The sequence below is a fragment of the Phenylobacterium sp. LjRoot225 genome, assembly GCF_964252855.1.
Taxonomy (GTDB): Bacteria; Pseudomonadota; Alphaproteobacteria; order Caulobacterales; family Caulobacteraceae; genus Phenylobacterium.
In genome coordinates this window covers 77553-92987 of record NZ_CAXUPL020000002.1, presented here as the reverse complement: position 1 = coordinate 92987, position 15435 = coordinate 77553, and the positions used below count along the sequence as shown (strand labels likewise).

Here is a 15435-nt window from a genome sequence, read left to right as displayed (position 1 = left end):
CGCAGGAGCGCCGCCCCGGCGGTCCCCCAGAGACCGTCAGGGACGGCTTCAGCCGATCACCCCTCGCAGCCGTCCTCGTTGGCCATCCAGTGGACGAAGCGGTGCAGCGGGTACATGGCGTCGTGCGGGTTGCCGACGGCGCCTGGGCCGGCCTCGCCGAGGCGGACGATGCGCTGGGCGCCGCCGCTCGCCAGCTTGTCGCGTAACTCGGCCATGCGCTCGAACGGGTAGACGCCGACCGTCTGGGTGGCGACGTTGACGTACTTCATCGCCTCGTCGAGCGAGGCCACGCAGACGACGTTCGAGGTTTTGCGCAGCGGATGGAAGTCGACGGGCCTGTCCGAGCGGATGGCGACGCCGCGCCCGTCGGACTTGCCGAAGACGGCGTAGTCGTCGTCCATCATGCGGAGCACGTCGACCTGCTCCTTCAGGTCCGACTCCAGCGGACGTGGCTGGCCCTCGCCCATGCGGTCGACGCGGATCTCCTCGGCGAGGATCCGGCAATAGCGGTCCGCCTCCTCCGGCGTCGCCTCGATGAAGGTGAAGCGGCTGCAGACGCAGGCCTCCTGGTTGGCCATGGCCACGTCGCCGGCGTTGAGTCGGGCGGCTTCGGCCATCGTCTCCTCGGACGCAAAGGCCTCCTTGCCCACCATGGAGATCGACGTCTTGGGGTCGAAGGACACCAGCTGGAAGCCGGGCCCGACGTACTTCATGACGTTGTTGATGGCGTCCCCGCCGCCCCAGGCGACCAGCTTGTCGAAATACTGCGGCCGGTAGAGCGCGCGCTCTACCTTCTCGTCGCCGCCCCGCCAGTAGATCGCCGACATCGAGCGGACGACCGGATGGTCGGGATCTATGTCGGCCATGGTGCGCAGGAAGACCACGGTCGAGAACGGATCGGCCGAGGCCATCTTGAACAGGCTGACCGACTTCACCAGCGCGCTCTGGGCGATCGAGCGGATGCCCTGCGCCGGGGCGTTGCCGGGAAGCACGTGGATCAGCCGGGGGGCGAACGCGCGGACGAAGCTGCGGCGACCCTTGTGATCGGTGTGCGGGACCCATTCGTCCAGCGCCCGCGGGTTCGGGAAGTTCTGCTCGACAACCTCGGTCAGCACCTTCTTGTCGAGGTAACCCAGCGCATCCTTGAACTGATACTGGATGGCCAGTCGCGGCTGCAGGCTGACCTTGGCCATTCGCTCGATGCAGGCCTCGATGTAGGGGTTCTTGCCGTCGCCGAGCCTCTGCCCCGTCTCGACCAGGAAGTCGATGATCTCGGCCAGGGGAACGTTCAGCAGCGGCGGCAGCTCGGTACGCGGATGCACCAGCGCGTCGAGGTCAATCGCGGGCGTCCCGAAGGCCACGCCCAGGTCGCGCGAGCGATGGATCTGATCACGCCCTTCAACCACCTTGCCGCGGATGAAGAAGGGCGCGGAATCGACCGCCTCTTTGGCGGCCGGCGGGGAGGTGTTCAGTTCGGCCGGCGTATTCACGACATGCCCCTCACGTAAGCGTCCACGGTGCCGGCGCAGCCGATCTTGTCGTCGCCTTCGAGATCGGCGTACCGGACGATGTCGTCACGGATCGAAGGGGATTTCGCGCCGCATTTGCACGGGCCGAAATCCACATGGACGTGATCGCCGGAGATCACCCCGCCCCAGCGGCCGTCGAGCGACAGATCGAAGAAGGCGGCGCGGCCTTCCACCTCGCCGTCGCCGACGCCGGGCGCCAGCGCGTCACCCTCCTTGTTCAGGGGGAGGCAGACCACCCAGGGCGCGACGTGGTAGCGCTGGCCCTCCTGGCACCGCGACGCCGCGCTGTTGAGTTCCTGCATGCCGTACATCTGGTAGATGAAGCGCGGCTGCAGATTGAAGGTCTCGTAGATGAACTCCTTGTAGTCGGCTGGAAGCTGCGCGCGCTTCAATCCGCCGCCGAGAAACACCGCATTCTCGGGATGGAAGTCCTTGGCGCTGTAGCCGCGGTTGCGGACCTCCACCGCGATCTGATGCAGCGCCGCCCACATCGAGGTGATGTAGAAGCGCTCATGCCGCTTGGCGATCATCTCGTCGGCGGCGATGACCGAGGCCTGTTCGAGCGCCTTCTGCCGCGCGGCCGAGTCCTCCTCGAAGCGGACGATCTCGCCAGGCTTCGCCGTCCCGTCGGCGATCGCCTTGCGCAGTTCGATCATCTTGGTGATGGAGCCGATGGTGATCGGCGGCACGCCGAAGTCCGGCCGGGGCTTGGAGGTGTCGACGAAGGCCTCCATCAACGCGCGTCCGGTGGCCATGTTGCGCGGCGTATAGGCCGTGGCGCCGAAGCCGACCTGGGTGCGCTGGTCACCCACCCGGATGTCCGAGCCCCATTGCACCTGGGCGACGATGTCCTGGCCGGCGAAATCGAGATCGGCCTGGGTCGCCGTCAGCATCGCCGACTTGCCGGTCGTGCCGCTTGAGCAGGAGACGAAGTGGCCGGCCTGCACCAGCCGCTGCAGCCAGTCATCGATCTCCGTGACGCCTTCTAGGTCGACGTTGTCCGTCGGCCGCGTCGACACCGTGCCCAGCCACTTGGTCAGGCGGTCCCACCGCTTCTCGGTCAAGAAGCTTTCGGGATAGCTCTTGTAGGCCGTGTGGGGCAGGAGCAGCGGGACGACGTCCTGCAGGGTGCGGATCTCCGTCACCCCTGCGTCGTCGGCCCGCATCTTCACGAGCTTGATCTGGTCAATGCGCTCCTGAAGCCGCTCGTTCAACGCCGCGAGCTGAAGCTCACGGATGTCCGCAGTGGTAAGGTGATGCCCGGACGCGTCGGGCATGTAGCCCACGAGCTTCGAAACCGCATCACCCATTTCATCTCTCCCACACGGCGCCATGCCGTGGCGCTCGCAGGCGCTCGGCATAGATACGTTACACTAAGTAACGTATCTGGCAACCCGGCGTCGTGACCCGATAAAATCGCAAATGAGAACATCTTGCGAACATAGAACAAATGGCGTACGGATGAGTCCTGGCTGCGGCGCGGCGCCTCGAAGGGGATCAGCGCGCGGCGGGCCGGCGGAATCGTGAGATAGGGAGCGCTTGAATGACTCAGTCGGCGTTGAGGCTCGTGGCAAAAGAAGACGGTGACAAGCAGCGGGCCCTCGAGGCGGCGCTGACCCAGATCGATCGGGCCTTCGGCAAGGGCTCGGTGATGAAGCTGGGCGAGAAGGGCAAGATCGTCGAGATCGAATCCGTGTCGACGGGGTCGCTCGGGCTCGATCTGGCGCTGGGCATCGGCGGCCTGCCGAAGGGCCGCGTGGTCGAGATCTACGGGCCGGAATCCTCGGGCAAGACGACGCTCGCCCTGCATGTGGTGGCCGAGGTGCAGAAGGCCGGCGGCACCGCCGCCTTCATCGACGCCGAGCACGCGCTCGACCCGTCTTACGCCCACAAGCTGGGCGTGAACCTGGACGACCTGCTGGTCTCGCAGCCGGACACCGGCGAGCAGGCGCTGGAGATCACCGACACCCTGGTGCGCTCGGGCGCCGTCGACGTGATCGTCATCGACTCGGTGGCGGCGCTGACGCCGCGGGCGGAAATCGAAGGCGAGATGGGCGACCAACTGCCGGGCCTGCAGGCGCGGCTGATGAGCCAGGCGCTGCGCAAGCTCACCGGCTCCATCTCCAAGGCCAAGACCCTGGTCATCTTCATCAACCAGATCCGCATGAAGATCGGGGTGATGTACGGCAGCCCCGAGACCACGACGGGCGGCAATGCGCTGAAGTTCTACGCCTCGGTGCGCCTCGACATCCGCCGCACCGGCTCGGTCAAGGTGCGTGACGAGATCATCGGCAACAACGTCCGGGTGAAGGTGGTCAAGAACAAGGTCGCCCCGCCGTTCCGCGAGGTCGAGTTCGACATCATGTACGGGGAGGGGATCTCCAAGCTGGGCGAGATCATCGACCTGGGCGTCAAGGCCGGCGTGATCGACAAGGCCGGTTCCTGGTTCTCCTGGAACAGCCAGCGGATCGGCCAGGGCCGCGACAACGCCCGCGAATTCCTCAAGGCCAATCCGGACATCGCCAACGAGATCGAGAAACAGGTCCGTGGCCGCAAGGAAGTCATTGAGGAGGAACTCCTCGTCGGCCCTTCGGAAGGCGACGAAGACTAGGTTTCGCCTTGCGACCGGCGCCTCGAGGCGCCGGTCGGGCGGGTTTCACGCCGGGCAACCGTGCAGCTTCATTCCGCCTGAGCCACCGCGGGTCCGGGCCTGTCGGCCCCGAAGTGGGCGCAATATGGCCGCCGACGCGCCGCTTTTCGTGAAACTGCCTTTTTTACGGCGCAATCTCAGGTGAGGCAGAGCTTCCTTCTCGCGCTATGCGCTCCTCGGCGCCCAGGTCCCCCTGCCACCCCGGGCCTGGCGCGCCGCGCCCCCCAGTGTGGGCGCTCGCGTCGAGAAGGCGTTGGGGACGCCTGGGTTCGCCCAGGCGTCCTCCTTCTTTCGCCGCGCCCTTCGCCCCTTCAGCATCGGCTTCTTTTCGGCGCCGGGGCCGGTTCCCCTGGCCGCGAGCCCTTGGCCGCTTTCCCTTTCAGGAGGGGCGCCTTAAACGGCGATCAGTCCCCACATCAGGGGACCGGCGAGCTGCTCGCCGTTTCCTGACCCTACGCGTGACGATCCATGGCGAGCCTGAACGAGATCCGCAGCCACTTCCTCGACTACTTCCGGGGCAAGGACCACGCCGTCGCCGCCTCGGCGCCGCTGGTTCCGCAGAACGACCCGACCCTGCTGTTCGTCAACGCCGGCATGGTGCCGTTCAAGAACTACTTCACCGGGGCCGAAGCCTCGCCCTGGCCGCGCGCGACCTCGTCGCAGAAGTGCGTCCGCGCCGGGGGAAAGCACAACGACCTCGACAACGTCGGCTACACCGCCCGCCACCACACCTTCTTCGAGATGCTGGGGAATTTCTCCTTCGGCGACTACTTCAAGGAGGGCGCGATCGAGGCCGCCTGGACCCTGTTGACCAAGGAGTTCAAGCTCCCGGTCGACAGGCTGCTGGTCACCGTCTACGCCGAGGACCAAGAGGCGCCGGTCCTCTGGAAGAAGATCGCGGGCCTGTCCGACGACCGGATCATCCGCATCGGCACCTCCGACAACTTCTGGTCGATGGGCGACACCGGCCCCTGCGGTCCCTGTTCGGAGATCTTCTACGACCACGGCGCCCACATCCCGGGCGGCCCGCCCGGCAGCCCGGACGAGGACGGCGACCGGTTCGTGGAGATCTGGAACCTGGTCTTCATGCAGTTCGAGCAACACGCGGGCGGCGACCGCACCAGCCTGCCCAAGCCCTCGATCGACACCGGCATGGGCCTGGAGCGGATCGCCGCGGTCCTGCAGGGCGTGCACGACAACTATGACGTCGACCTGTTCCGCGACATCATCGCCGCTTCCAAGCGCGAGATCGGCCAGCCGGAAGAGGCCACGACGCCCTCGCACCGGGTGATCGCCGACCACCTGCGCTCCACCAGCTTCCTGATCGCCGACGGCGTCACCCCCTCGAACGAGGGCCGCGGCTATGTGCTGCGCCGGATCATGCGGCGGGCCATGCGCCACGCCCACCTGCTGGGCGCGGCCGAGCCGCTGATGCACCGGCTGGCCCCGACCCTGGTGCAGCTGATGGGCGAGGCCTATCCGGAGCTGAAGCGCGCCGAGCCGGCCATCGTCGACACCCTGCGCCAGGAGGAGGAGCGCTTCCGCCGCACGCTGGGCCGCGGCATGAGCCTGCTTGACGAGGCGACGGCCCACCTGAAGGCGGGCGAGGTGCTCTCCGGCGAGACCGCCTTCAAGCTCTACGACACCTACGGCTTCCCGCTCGACCTGACCCAGGACGCGGTCCGCGCCAAGGGGCTGACCGTCGACCTGGAGGGATTCGACGCGGCGATGGGCCGCCAGCGCGACCAGGCCCGCGAGAACTGGGCCGGATCCGGCCAGGTGGCGGCCGCGGCGGAATGGTTCGCCATCCGCGACCGCCTCGGCCCGACGGACTTCGTCGGCTACGACGCCACCGAGATCGGCGCGGAGCTGCTGGTGCTGGCGGCGGACGGGGCGGAGATCGAGCGCGCGACCACCGGCCAGCGCGTCCAGGCCCTGTTCGACCGCACCACCTTCTACGCCGAAAGCGGCGGCCAGGCTGGCGACCAGGGCGAGGCCGAGTGGGCCATGGAGGGCGGCGTCGGCCGCGCCCGGGTGCGCGACGTCCTCAAACAGGCCGGCGACCTGCATGTCCACGACCTGGAGATTCTCGAGGGCGAACTCCAGCCCGGCGACCGCGTGCGCCTGGCGGTCGACCCCGAGCGTCGCCTGACCACCCGCTCCAACCACTCGGCGGCCCACCTGCTGCACGCCGCTCTGCGCAATGTCCTGGGGCCGCACGTCACGCAGAAGGGCCAGATGGTCGACGGCGAGCGGCTGCGCTTCGACTTCAGCCACGGCCAGCCGGTGACGCCGGAGGAGATCGATCGGATCGAGGCCGAGGTGAACGCCGTCGTGCGCCAGAACCTGCCCGCCGAGACCAAGCTGATGGGCGCCCAGGAGGCCATCGAGAAGGGTGCCATGGCGCTGTTCGGCGAGAAGTACGGCGACACCGTGCGCGTGCTGGCGCTCGGCCGGTCGCTGGGCGGCCAGGGCGACTATTCGGTCGAGCTGTGCGGCGGCACCCATGTCGCGCGCACCGGCGACATCGCTCTCTTTAAGATCGTCTCCGAACAGGGCGTGGCCGCGGGCGTGCGCCGCATCGAGGCGCTGACCGGCGAGGCGGCGCGTCGCTGGCTGCTGGAGCAGGCGGCCGTCGCCAAGGGACTGGCCGACCAGTTCAAGGTCCCGGTCGCCGAGGTGACGGCCCGGGTCGAGGCTCTCGAGGCTCAGCGCCGCAAGCTGGAGAAGGACCTCTCCGAGGCCAAGCGCCAGCTCGCCATGGGCGGCGGCGCGGGCGGGGCTGTGGCGGGGCCGGAGGAGATCGGCGGGGTCCAGGTCATGGCCCGGGTGATGGATGGGGTCGGCGGCAAGGACCTGCGGCCGATCACCGAGGAGTTCAAGAAGCAGATCCCCGACGGGATCATCGCCCTGGTCGGCGTGGCCGAGGGCAAGGCGGCGGTGGCCGTGGCGGTGACCGGCGCCGCTCAGGGCCGGTTCAACGCCGCCGAGCTTGCCAAGGCCGCCGTGCTGGCCATGGGCGGCCAGGGCGCCGGCGGCCGCCCGGACTTCGCCCAGGGCGGCGCCCCGGACGGAAGCAAGGCGGCCGAGGGCCTGGCGGCGGTGAAGGCGGCGATCGCCGGCTGACGGCGCCGACCGCCTCGGTGCGGGCGAGTTTGGAACCAGGGAAAACACGGAGTTCTCCGTGGGGTGGAGGGCGGACGAAACGATGCTCCCCCTCCGCCAGCCACCCTTCTCGCCCGTTCCCAACGTCCGCTCCCCGGCGAGCGGAGGAAGGTCAAGTTTTCGGCGCCGAGCCCAGGACCGCTTGCGACCCTTCTGCGCCCTTCACTCTCGCCAGGGGCAATGTCCGGGTTGGCCGGCGAGAGCGGACATTGCGTTCGGCGGTCCGTTGCGGGCAGCGCACATCGAAGCCCACGCCAAGGTAAGCCTAGCTTTACGACCGAAGATCTCGAGTTCTGAACCGACTCAGGCATCAGATCCCGCGGATGCCGACAAGGCTTTTACTTCGAACGTGAAAAGTGGCGCGCGTCGCTCGTCCTCGGCGTACACGCGAAACGTGCCCCCGCGCCAAAGTCCGCCAGCCGCGTCGCGCACGAGTTGCGACACGATTTCGGCCGCGACGTTGCGCGCGCCATCTAGATCCGTAAGCTCGGTTCCGCCTTCATCGGCGTAAAATTCGTCGAATTGCACATGGAAGAAGAACCGGGGCATACGGCCCCCTTTCCTGATGTAAACTGATGGCATTGCGCTCTAGCTGACGTCGTCAACGTCAGCTCTTCGGCCGCCGTGGTTTGCTTCGCGGGGCGCTTCTTTAGCTTGTGAGCGCGCCGAGCAGGCCTCCATCCACGAGCAGGTCCGTGCCCGAGATGAAGGAGGCGCGATCGGAGGCGAGGAACTCGATGGCGTCCGCGATCTCCAGCATCGTGCCCTCGCGGCCGAGGGGCAGCCGTTCGAAAAGCGCCATCTTGCCCGGACTGTGCACGAACTCCCGGGCGCCTTGCGGCGTGGCGATGAGGCCTGGCGACAGCGAGACGATCCGCGCGCCGCGCTCGCCCCATGGCCGCGCCTGCCGCCGGACGTAAGCCATCAGCGCCCACTTGGAGAGGACGTAGGCGAGCCCGGGCGTCACCTCGTCGCCGAGCTCGGCCGCGAGCTTTTCGATGAAGTGCCGCTCGCCCGGCTGGCGCAGCAGGCTGGTCACTGCAGGGGAGAGGTTGGCGTTGTGGCCGGCGAGCGAGGAGATCAAGACGGCGGCCCCGCCGACCGGCGCATGCGGCCGGAGGCCCTCCGCCACCGCGATGGCGCCCAGCAGGTTGACGCGCATGATGCTGCGGAAGTCTCCCATCGAGGGCGAGAGGCCTGCGACGTGCGCGAGCACCCGAAACCCGCCGAGCTGGGCGACGCGTTCGCAGAGTTGGTCCACCTCGGCGGCCTGGGTGATGTCGCACGCGAAGCTGACGGTGTCGCCGCCTTCGGCGCACAGGGTTTCCGCCGCGGAGCGCGCAAGCGCCTCGTCGACGTCGGCGACCAGCACCCGGTGACGCTGTGAAAGTCGACGCGCCGCGGCCATCCCCATGCCGCCCGCGCTGACCACGACCGCGAGCGGCCAATCCGCGCGTGCGCTAACTCCAGTTCTCGCCATTGCGTCCTCCTCTAGGCGGGTGATGCAGATCTCATCCTGGTCACGAGGCGCTCACCGCAATTCATGGCCGCAACTTGGTTCCGGAGAGGCCGGAGTGCTGAGGAGGATGAGCCTAGTGGCGTCAGCGCGGCCGCGTCGCGCCCTTCGATGCGCGGCGCCGCTGTCAGTCGATGGACAGCAGGCTTGCCGGGTTCGTGCTGACCATGCGTGTGAGTTGCGCCTCCGTCACGCCCACGTCCCAGAGCTTCTCGAGGAAATCCTTCAGCCCTTCCGCGGGCCTGGGCACCACGGGCGACCAGCCGTAGTCGCTTGAAAGCGTGCAGCGCTCGTGGCCGATCGTGCCGATCATCTCGGCCATCTTCTTCGGGCTCTTCGCCGGGCGGTTGAACACGGGCACGCAGCACTCCGCCGTGAGCTCGATCGTCGCGCCCATGTCGGCAAGTTCCTTGGCTTGGCTCGGACTGAGGTTCGGGCCGGACAGCGCCTCGCCGGCGTGGGTGACCAGGACCTTGCTGGTGCGGGCGAATGCCTTCACGACCGCATAATGCTCGTCCGCCGTGGTGTGTCCGGTGGCCAGCACCGCGTCGTGCCCACGCACAAGCTCGACGATCTCGCAAACCAGCTTGGACGGCGCTCCGTCTTCGCCGGTGACCGGAATGCCGGGGAGTCCGCGATAACGCTCGGCGGACTTGTGCTTCATATCCTCGACGCTGTTGACGGTCGGCAGCCAGACGATCTTGGCGCCGAGTTGCAGCGCGCTTTCGACCGTCTCGACGCTGAGGCCGCCGCTTGCGTAGTCCGTGCAAGTGCCGCCGAACACCTTGAGCCCAGGCGCCGCCTGTTCGACGCTGGCCGCGAGCTGGCACGAGCAGAAGCTGTGCGACTTCAGGACGATGGCCTTGTGGCCGCTATCCAAAGCCTCCTTGGCGGCTTCGAACCCCGTGACGGAGTGTTGGAGGACGTCGACGCCGTCGATAATGACCGGCCCTGTTGCTTGGCCGCCAATGGTGTCGGGGCCGAAGTGGCAATGCATGTCGATCGCGTTCTCGATTCGCAGGGGCATGCGCTTCCTCCATTGTTCTCGTCGAGCCAAGCCGCGGCACGATGACGTAGCGCGAGCTTGGCGTCGCTTATTGAGGGTACTTTAATGACGTGTACATCCGAGCGCGTCAATCGAAAGAGTTCATACAGGCAGTCTTATTGGAGCTGACGCAGCCCGGCGGTCACAGGTGGGCGTCATAGCGGGAGGGCTGACCAAAGAGATCTCTTTAAAAGCCAATTCTGCTTGCCTCACTGGTGAGGGGACCAATAAAGGGTCCTTAATAAGGGTTTGGAGGAAGCGATGCCTGGACCATGGGACATGAGCGGCAAGGTGGTCCTGATCACCGGAGGCGATGTCGGCATCGGTCTGGGCTTCGCCAGGGGGTCGCGCGGCTCGCGGCGACGTCGTGATCTGGGGCGCCGGCAGGACAGGAACGAGGAAGCTGCCCGGGAGCTGGAGGCGTTTGGCGTTCGCGTGCTTCCTCAGACCGTCGATGTTTCCGACGAGGCGCAGGTCGCCTCGGCCATGGCGGCGGCTGTCGAGAAGATCGGCTGGGTCGATGGCGTGGGCGGGCCGGGGCCGGTCGTGGAACGCGGCCGGCGACGGCTGGACGAGAGTAAGCCGCTCGAAGCCATGCACCTCGCCGAAGCCGCCCTTGCGGCGGAGCCGTCCTCGCTCGACGCCCCGCGCCTCAAGCTCGATGCGACTGTGGCTCTCCTGGCCGGAAGCACGCGGGAGAACTTCAGCGAGGTTCGGTGGCTGGAATCCGAGGTGCGCCGGTTGCGGGCCGCCGTCGAGGAGCTCGCGCGTTGACACACCCCCGCCTTTCGATCGACGCGTTGAGCTCTATCAATTGGTCTTTCGACCAGGACTTGGCGCTGTGGCGCGAGCTCGCAGTCCCCTACGCCGGGCTGTTGATCTCCAAGATCGCCGATGATCTGCCGGGCAAGATGGCGCGGTTGCGCGACGCCGGGATGCGGCCGAGCACGGTTGTCACGGGCTCGTTCGATCTCGCCTGGCCGGATACCTGGGACGAAAACCGCGCTCTGCTGAAGGCCATCATCGACGCTGTCGCAGACGCCGGCGGCGAGACAGCCTACATGACTCCTGGTCGAACGACCGGCGCGACCTGGCGCGAAGTGCTTGAACTCTTCGCGAACGCCGCGGCGCCCTCGGTGGCTTACGCCAGAGACCGCGGCGTACGGCTGGCCTTTGAGCCCTCGCCCAGGACCGATGCCTCGTTCGTCAACACACTGCGCGACGCGGTGGACGTGGCGGAGCGGACTGGACTCGGGCTTATCGTCGACTTCGGCAACTGCTGGATGGAACGCGATCTGGCCGAGCTGCTGCAGCGCGCCGCTCCGCATATAGCTCTGGTGCAGATCTGCGACGTCGTTATCGGCGGTCCTGGCCGGCCAAGCCCCGGCGGACGCGTGCACCTCGGTGATGGCGAGCTGCCGATCAAGCGGCTCATGGCCGAGGTGCTGGCGACCGGCTACCAAGGTCCTTTCGACCTCGAGGTGCTTGGACCCGTGATCGAAGCGGAAGGTTACGAGAAGGCGATCCGCCGCGGCGTGCGGCTCGCCTCGGACTTCCTCACCGAAGCTGGAGCCTGAGCCGCAGCGAGGCGTTGCGCCGGGCGTCAGCGCCTGTCCTGCGATCGTTTGTAGCTTCGGCGGCCCACGGCGATCCTCGATCCAGCCGAGCGCACCCGCATCGTCTTACGGCCTTCGAAGCAAGCTGACGTCAACGGTCGTCGGGCGCTCAGTCCGAAGGGCGCTCGGCGCCGGCCGGAGACCAGATCCGCCGGTGCCATAGGTTCCGGCTGTGCCGCGCGGCCATCGTGCCGAGCTCCGGGTCGCGGTCTAGGATGGCGTCGAGTTCCATCAGCTTGGCTTTGCGCCAAGCGTCGACGAACTCGCGATGAACCTCCGTATCGTCTGCGAGCGAAGTGGGCGCGAAGCGCTTTCGCGAGAAAGCGATGTTGATCTGGAAAATGAGCTCGATGTATCGCGCCTTGGTGAGTGCGAAGACTTCGGCCTGCACCTCCTGGTCGACCTTGAGAACCTGGGTAAAGGTGGCCGTCGGCTTCAGCGCCATGACGCGAGCCCGGAATTTCTGCGCCATCGCGCTGGCCGCCTCTGTCCCGAGGCTGGCGGCCTTCCGTACGGCCTCCACCCAGAGCACGGAGGCGATGACCGTCACGTCCTCCGCCTCCATGTCGAGCGTGTCCAGATACGCGCTGACGGCGGCCTCGACGGTCTCAAGGTTCGGCCGCCCCGCGAAATAGCCGCCGTTGATGCCGCGGCGGACCTTGAGCAGTCCCTCTCGCTCGAGCAGGCGCGCAACCTGTCGGACCGTGACTCGGGAGACGCCCAGCTTCTCAACCAAAGCCTCTTCACTGCCGAGCAGCTCGCCCTCAGGGCAACCGAGCGCGATCTCCCGCAGCCGGATGGCGGCCTTGTCGATCGCCGATAGGGTCCGATTGCTCATGCGGCCTTTCCACCACAGTCTAGTCAGTTCGTCCATGGCAGGGGGAAAGCCAAAGAGTGATCTGTATGTCACCTTTTCACGGAAAATCAGAGCCGCCCAGGTAAAGGGTCTCTTCGAACCTTGGGGGACGATCGTGAATCCCGAAACCTACAAGGCGGCGATCTTCCGCGGCGTCGGCCACTCGGGGGCACCCAGCTGATCCAGGAGCCGTGCGGTAAGGCGACCATGATCCGCGAGGTCTTCGTCCCGCCCGCGGGAATGTCCCGAAACTGGAGCGAACCCAACGTCAGCTCATGGCGCCGCCAGGAGTAAGCCGCGTGCCCAGAGCGGTGACCGCTTCGGTCCGGATTGTGATCCCAAGTCGGACGTTCGCCCTCTAACGTTGAAATGGGCGAGAACCACCCCACTGAGAAGTTCGGAACGTCCGGTTCCAGGAGCGATGGTCCCGCCGGGCTGCTGATCGATCTGGGGGGCGAGCCAGCTCCTACGCCGATCGAGAGGCATCTGGCTGGCGGCCTGCGCTTCAGCGAGATTGTTCGTTCGCTGGGTTCACGGACGAATTCCGGCCGCATCCAGCGCGATGGCCTTTCCGTGGTTCCAGCCGCGCCTGCACTGCGTTGACGGGCGCGTTGGGCTGCCGCCCCCTGGACGGAGCCCGGGAGGAACGAAAAACGCCCGCCGCGGTCTCCCGCGGCGGGCGTCTTCGTTCTGGCGGCTGTGGCGCCGCTTAGGCGTTCATGGCGACGGCGAGGTTCTCGGCGACCTTGTCGATGAAGCCCTCGGTGGTCAGCCAGCCCTGCTGGTCGCCGACGAGGAGGGCCAGGTCCTTGGTCATGAAGCCGCTTTCGACGGTGTCGACGCAGACCTTCTCCAGGGTCTTGGAGAAGTTGGCGAGCGCCTCGTTGCCGTCGAGCTTGGCCCGGTGCTCCAGGCCGCGGGTCCAGGCGAAGATCGAGGCGATCGAGTTGGTCGAGGTGCTTTCGCCGCGCTGATGCTGGCGGAAGTGGCGGGTGACGGTGCCGTGGGCGGCCTCGGCCTCCATGGTCTTGCCGTCCGGGGTGACCAGGACCGAAGTCATCAGGCCCAGCGAGCCGAAGCCCTGGGCGACCTGGTCGGACTGCACGTCGCCGTCGTAGTTCTTGCAGGCCCAGATGAAGGCGCCCGACCACTTCAGCGCCGAGGCGACCATGTCGTCGATCAGGCGGTGCTCGTAGACCAGGCCGGCGGCCTTGTAGCGGCCGACGAATTCCGCCTCGTAGACTTCCTGGAAGATGTCCTTGAAGCGGCCGTCATAGGCCTTGAGGATGGTGTTCTTGGTCGACAGATAGACTGGGTAGTTGCGGGTCAGGCCGTAGGCCAGCGAGGCGCGGGCGAACTCACGGATCGAATCGTCGAGGTTGTACATGGCCATGGCCACGCCGGCGCCCGGATAGTCGAACACCTCGTGCTCGATCTTCTGGCCGTCCTCGCCTTCCCAGGTGATCTTCATCTTGCCCTTGCCGGGGACGACGAAGTCGGTGGCGCGGTACTGGTCGCCGAAGGCGTGACGGCCGACGATGATCGGCTGGGTCCAGCCGGGGATCAGGCGCGGCACGTTCTTGCAAATGATCGGCTCGCGGAAGACCACGCCGCCCAGGATGTTGCGGATGGTGCCGTTCGGCGACTTCCACATCTTCTTGAGGTTGAATTCCTTCACCCGGGCTTCGTCCGGGGTGATGGTCGCGCACTTGATGCCGACGCCGTACTTCTTGATCGCCTCGGCGCTATCGACCGTGACCTTGTCGTCGGTGGCGTCGCGATGCTCGATCCCCAGGTCGTAATAGTCGAGCTGCAGGTCGAGGAAGGGGAAGATCAGCTTGTCCTTGATCAGCTTCCAGATGATGCGGGTCATCTCGTCGCCATCGATATCGACGACGGGATTGGCGACTTTGATCTTGGCCACGGAGCGCTCCCAGACGGAATTTTCGTTCGAGGCCGTATAGCGGCCACACCGCGGGACGCAAGCGCAGGCCGCTGATTTCGTCGGCTTTAATTCGCCCTTCAGCGGACGCCGCGGACCAGGGCGCGGGCGACGTCGGCGATCACCGCCTCGCAGGCAGCGGGCGAAAGCGTCGCGCCGGCGACGAAAACCGCCATGGAATAGCGCCGCTTGTCCGGAAGAACGGCGATCCCGACGTCGTTGACGGCCGATGTGAAGCCGACGTTGGCGCGGCCGGTGCCGGTCTTGTGGGCGAGCGTCGAGCCGCGGGGCAGGCCGGCCTTCAGCCGGGCCGCCCCCGTAGGGCTTGCCGCCATCACCTGCAGCAGCAACCGGGTCGACGCCGGCGACAGCAGCTCGCCGGCGTTCAGCATGTCGAGGAAGGACAGGATTCCGCGCGGCGTGGCGGTGTCGCGCGGATCGGACAGGTAGGTCCTCATCGCCTGGCGCTGCTGGGCCAGCGGCACGGCCGCGAGCGCCGCCTGGAAAGCCGCCTCGCCCTTCCAGGCGGGGCGGAAGGAGGCCAGCCCCATCATATCGGTCTGCAGCTCGCGCTCGTAGCGGTCGACGCGCAGATCGTCGATTCGCTTGGCGTCGAGCCAGGCGGTGACCACTCCCGGTCCGCCGATGCGCGCCATCAGCACGTCGGCGGCGGTGTTGTCGCTGCGGGAGACGGCGAGGCTCAGGAGCTGGCGGGCGGTGTAGTCGCGCCGCGTAGGCCAGGCGTCGGCCACCGGCGACCAGGGCGGCGACAGGTCCATCGGCTTGAGACTGAAGGCCTCGTCGAGCGACAGCTGGCCAGCGTCGGTCTCCGCCAGCACCGCAGCCGCCAGCGGGGCCTTGAAGACGCTCTGCAAGGGGAAGCGACGGTCGCCGTCGAAGGTGAAGACCTCGCCGGAATCGAGGTTGGTCATGCCGACGCCCAGCACGCCCGGCTGAACCCGGACGGCGATGTCGGCCACCTCGCGGTTCAGCCGCGTCATGTCGAGCGGCGGCGTGCGGGCGGCGGTCATCGAGGCCATTCGCGGCCGGCAGGCGGCGAGCGTCAGCGCGCCGGCGCCGATCAGCAGCTGGCGGCGGGGAAGGCTTGCCATGGGG

The 15435-nt window shown here is 67.3% G+C and carries 12 protein-coding genes; 4 read left to right on the top strand and 8 right to left on the bottom strand.

Annotated features, from left to right (window positions below):
- Nucleotides 1–56: 56 nt before the first annotated feature.
- The gene (locus tag ACSQ2B_RS10780; protein WP_436049764.1) at nucleotides 57–1490 is read right to left on the bottom strand and encodes an acyl-CoA reductase; all 1434 of its coding nucleotides are present in this window, start codon (nucleotides 1488–1490) and stop codon (nucleotides 57–59) included.
- Complete coding sequence (locus ACSQ2B_RS10775; protein ID WP_436049763.1) at nucleotides 1487–2839, bottom strand: hypothetical protein; 1353 nt, start codon at nucleotides 2837–2839, stop codon at nucleotides 1487–1489. The genes ACSQ2B_RS10780 and ACSQ2B_RS10775 overlap by 4 nt, the downstream gene beginning before the upstream one ends.
- Nucleotides 2840–3072: 233 nt before the next feature.
- Here ACSQ2B_RS10775 and recA point away from each other — a divergent pair, with 233 nt between their 5' ends.
- Complete coding sequence (gene recA / locus ACSQ2B_RS10770; RefSeq protein WP_436049761.1) at nucleotides 3073–4140, top strand: recombinase RecA; 1068 nt, start codon at nucleotides 3073–3075, stop codon at nucleotides 4138–4140.
- Nucleotides 4141–4647: 507 nt separating this feature from the next.
- Nucleotides 4648–7305 carry an alanine--tRNA ligase gene (alaS, locus tag ACSQ2B_RS10765; RefSeq protein WP_436049759.1) on the top strand — a complete coding sequence of 886 codons (2658 nt, stop codon included), beginning with the start codon at nucleotides 4648–4650 and terminating at the stop codon, nucleotides 7303–7305.
- A 342-nt stretch (nucleotides 7306–7647) separates the two neighbouring features.
- Here alaS and ACSQ2B_RS10760 read toward each other — a convergent pair whose 3' ends face one another.
- The 3 genes from ACSQ2B_RS10760 to ACSQ2B_RS10750 form a co-directional block, all read right to left on the bottom strand.
- Nucleotides 7648–7893, bottom strand: a complete 246-nt coding sequence (locus tag ACSQ2B_RS10760) for a DUF6894 family protein (RefSeq protein ID WP_436049758.1) — start codon at nucleotides 7891–7893, stop codon at nucleotides 7648–7650.
- A 100-nt stretch (nucleotides 7894–7993) separates the two neighbouring features.
- On the bottom strand, nucleotides 7994–8824 hold the full coding sequence (locus ACSQ2B_RS10755; protein WP_436049757.1) for an SDR family oxidoreductase: 831 nt from the start codon (nucleotides 8822–8824) through the stop codon (nucleotides 7994–7996).
- Nucleotides 8825–8987: 163 nt separating this feature from the next.
- Nucleotides 8988–9887, bottom strand: coding sequence for a DUF6282 family protein (locus ACSQ2B_RS10750; RefSeq protein WP_436049756.1), 900 nt, complete (start codon nucleotides 9885–9887; stop codon nucleotides 8988–8990).
- A gap of 309 nt (nucleotides 9888–10196) precedes the next feature.
- On the opposite strand from ACSQ2B_RS10750, the gene ACSQ2B_RS10745 reads away from it, so the two are divergent.
- Together ACSQ2B_RS10745 and ACSQ2B_RS10740 are read left to right on the top strand one after the other, a co-directional pair.
- On the top strand, nucleotides 10197–10679 hold the full coding sequence (locus ACSQ2B_RS10745) for an SDR family NAD(P)-dependent oxidoreductase (protein ID WP_436049754.1): 483 nt from the start codon (nucleotides 10197–10199) through the stop codon (nucleotides 10677–10679).
- Nucleotides 10622–11482, top strand: a complete 861-nt coding sequence (locus tag ACSQ2B_RS10740; RefSeq protein WP_436049753.1) for a sugar phosphate isomerase/epimerase family protein — start codon at nucleotides 10622–10624, stop codon at nucleotides 11480–11482. Before ACSQ2B_RS10745 ends, ACSQ2B_RS10740 begins: the two co-directional genes overlap by 58 nt.
- Nucleotides 11483–11630: 148 nt before the next feature.
- Here ACSQ2B_RS10740 and ACSQ2B_RS10735 read toward each other — a convergent pair whose 3' ends face one another.
- From ACSQ2B_RS10735 to bla, 3 genes are all read right to left on the bottom strand, one after another.
- Nucleotides 11631–12359: a GntR family transcriptional regulator gene (locus ACSQ2B_RS10735; protein WP_436049751.1), complete on the bottom strand. Its 729-nt coding sequence runs from the start codon at nucleotides 12357–12359 to the stop codon at nucleotides 11631–11633.
- 727 nt (nucleotides 12360–13086) lie between these two features.
- Nucleotides 13087–14301, bottom strand: coding sequence for an NADP-dependent isocitrate dehydrogenase (locus ACSQ2B_RS10730; RefSeq protein ID WP_436049749.1), 1215 nt, complete (start codon nucleotides 14299–14301; stop codon nucleotides 13087–13089).
- A gap of 98 nt (nucleotides 14302–14399) precedes the next feature.
- Complete coding sequence (gene bla / locus ACSQ2B_RS10725) at nucleotides 14400–15431, bottom strand: class A beta-lactamase (protein ID WP_436049748.1); 1032 nt, start codon at nucleotides 15429–15431, stop codon at nucleotides 14400–14402.
- Between the last annotated feature and the right edge of the window lie 4 nt (nucleotides 15432–15435).

Excerpts from the sequence above, each read along its gene's own strand:
- ACSQ2B_RS10775 (WP_436049763.1), bottom strand. The coding sequence starts at position 2,839 with ATGGGTGATGCGGTTTCGAAGCTCGTGGGCTACATGCCCGACGCGTCC.
- recA (WP_436049761.1), top strand. The coding sequence starts at position 3,073 with ATGACTCAGTCGGCGTTGAGGCTCGTGGCAAAAGAAGACGGTGACAAG.
- alaS (WP_436049759.1), top strand. The coding sequence starts at position 4,648 with ATGGCGAGCCTGAACGAGATCCGCAGCCACTTCCTCGACTACTTCCGG.
- ACSQ2B_RS10760 (WP_436049758.1), bottom strand. The coding sequence starts at position 7,893 with ATGCCCCGGTTCTTCTTCCATGTGCAATTCGACGAATTTTACGCCGAT.
- ACSQ2B_RS10755 (WP_436049757.1), bottom strand. The coding sequence starts at position 8,824 with ATGGCGAGAACTGGAGTTAGCGCACGCGCGGATTGGCCGCTCGCGGTC.
- ACSQ2B_RS10750 (WP_436049756.1), bottom strand. The coding sequence starts at position 9,887 with ATGCCCCTGCGAATCGAGAACGCGATCGACATGCATTGCCACTTCGGC.
- ACSQ2B_RS10735 (WP_436049751.1), bottom strand. The coding sequence starts at position 12,359 with ATGAGCAATCGGACCCTATCGGCGATCGACAAGGCCGCCATCCGGCTG.
- bla (WP_436049748.1), bottom strand. The coding sequence starts at position 15,431 with ATGGCAAGCCTTCCCCGCCGCCAGCTGCTGATCGGCGCCGGCGCGCTG.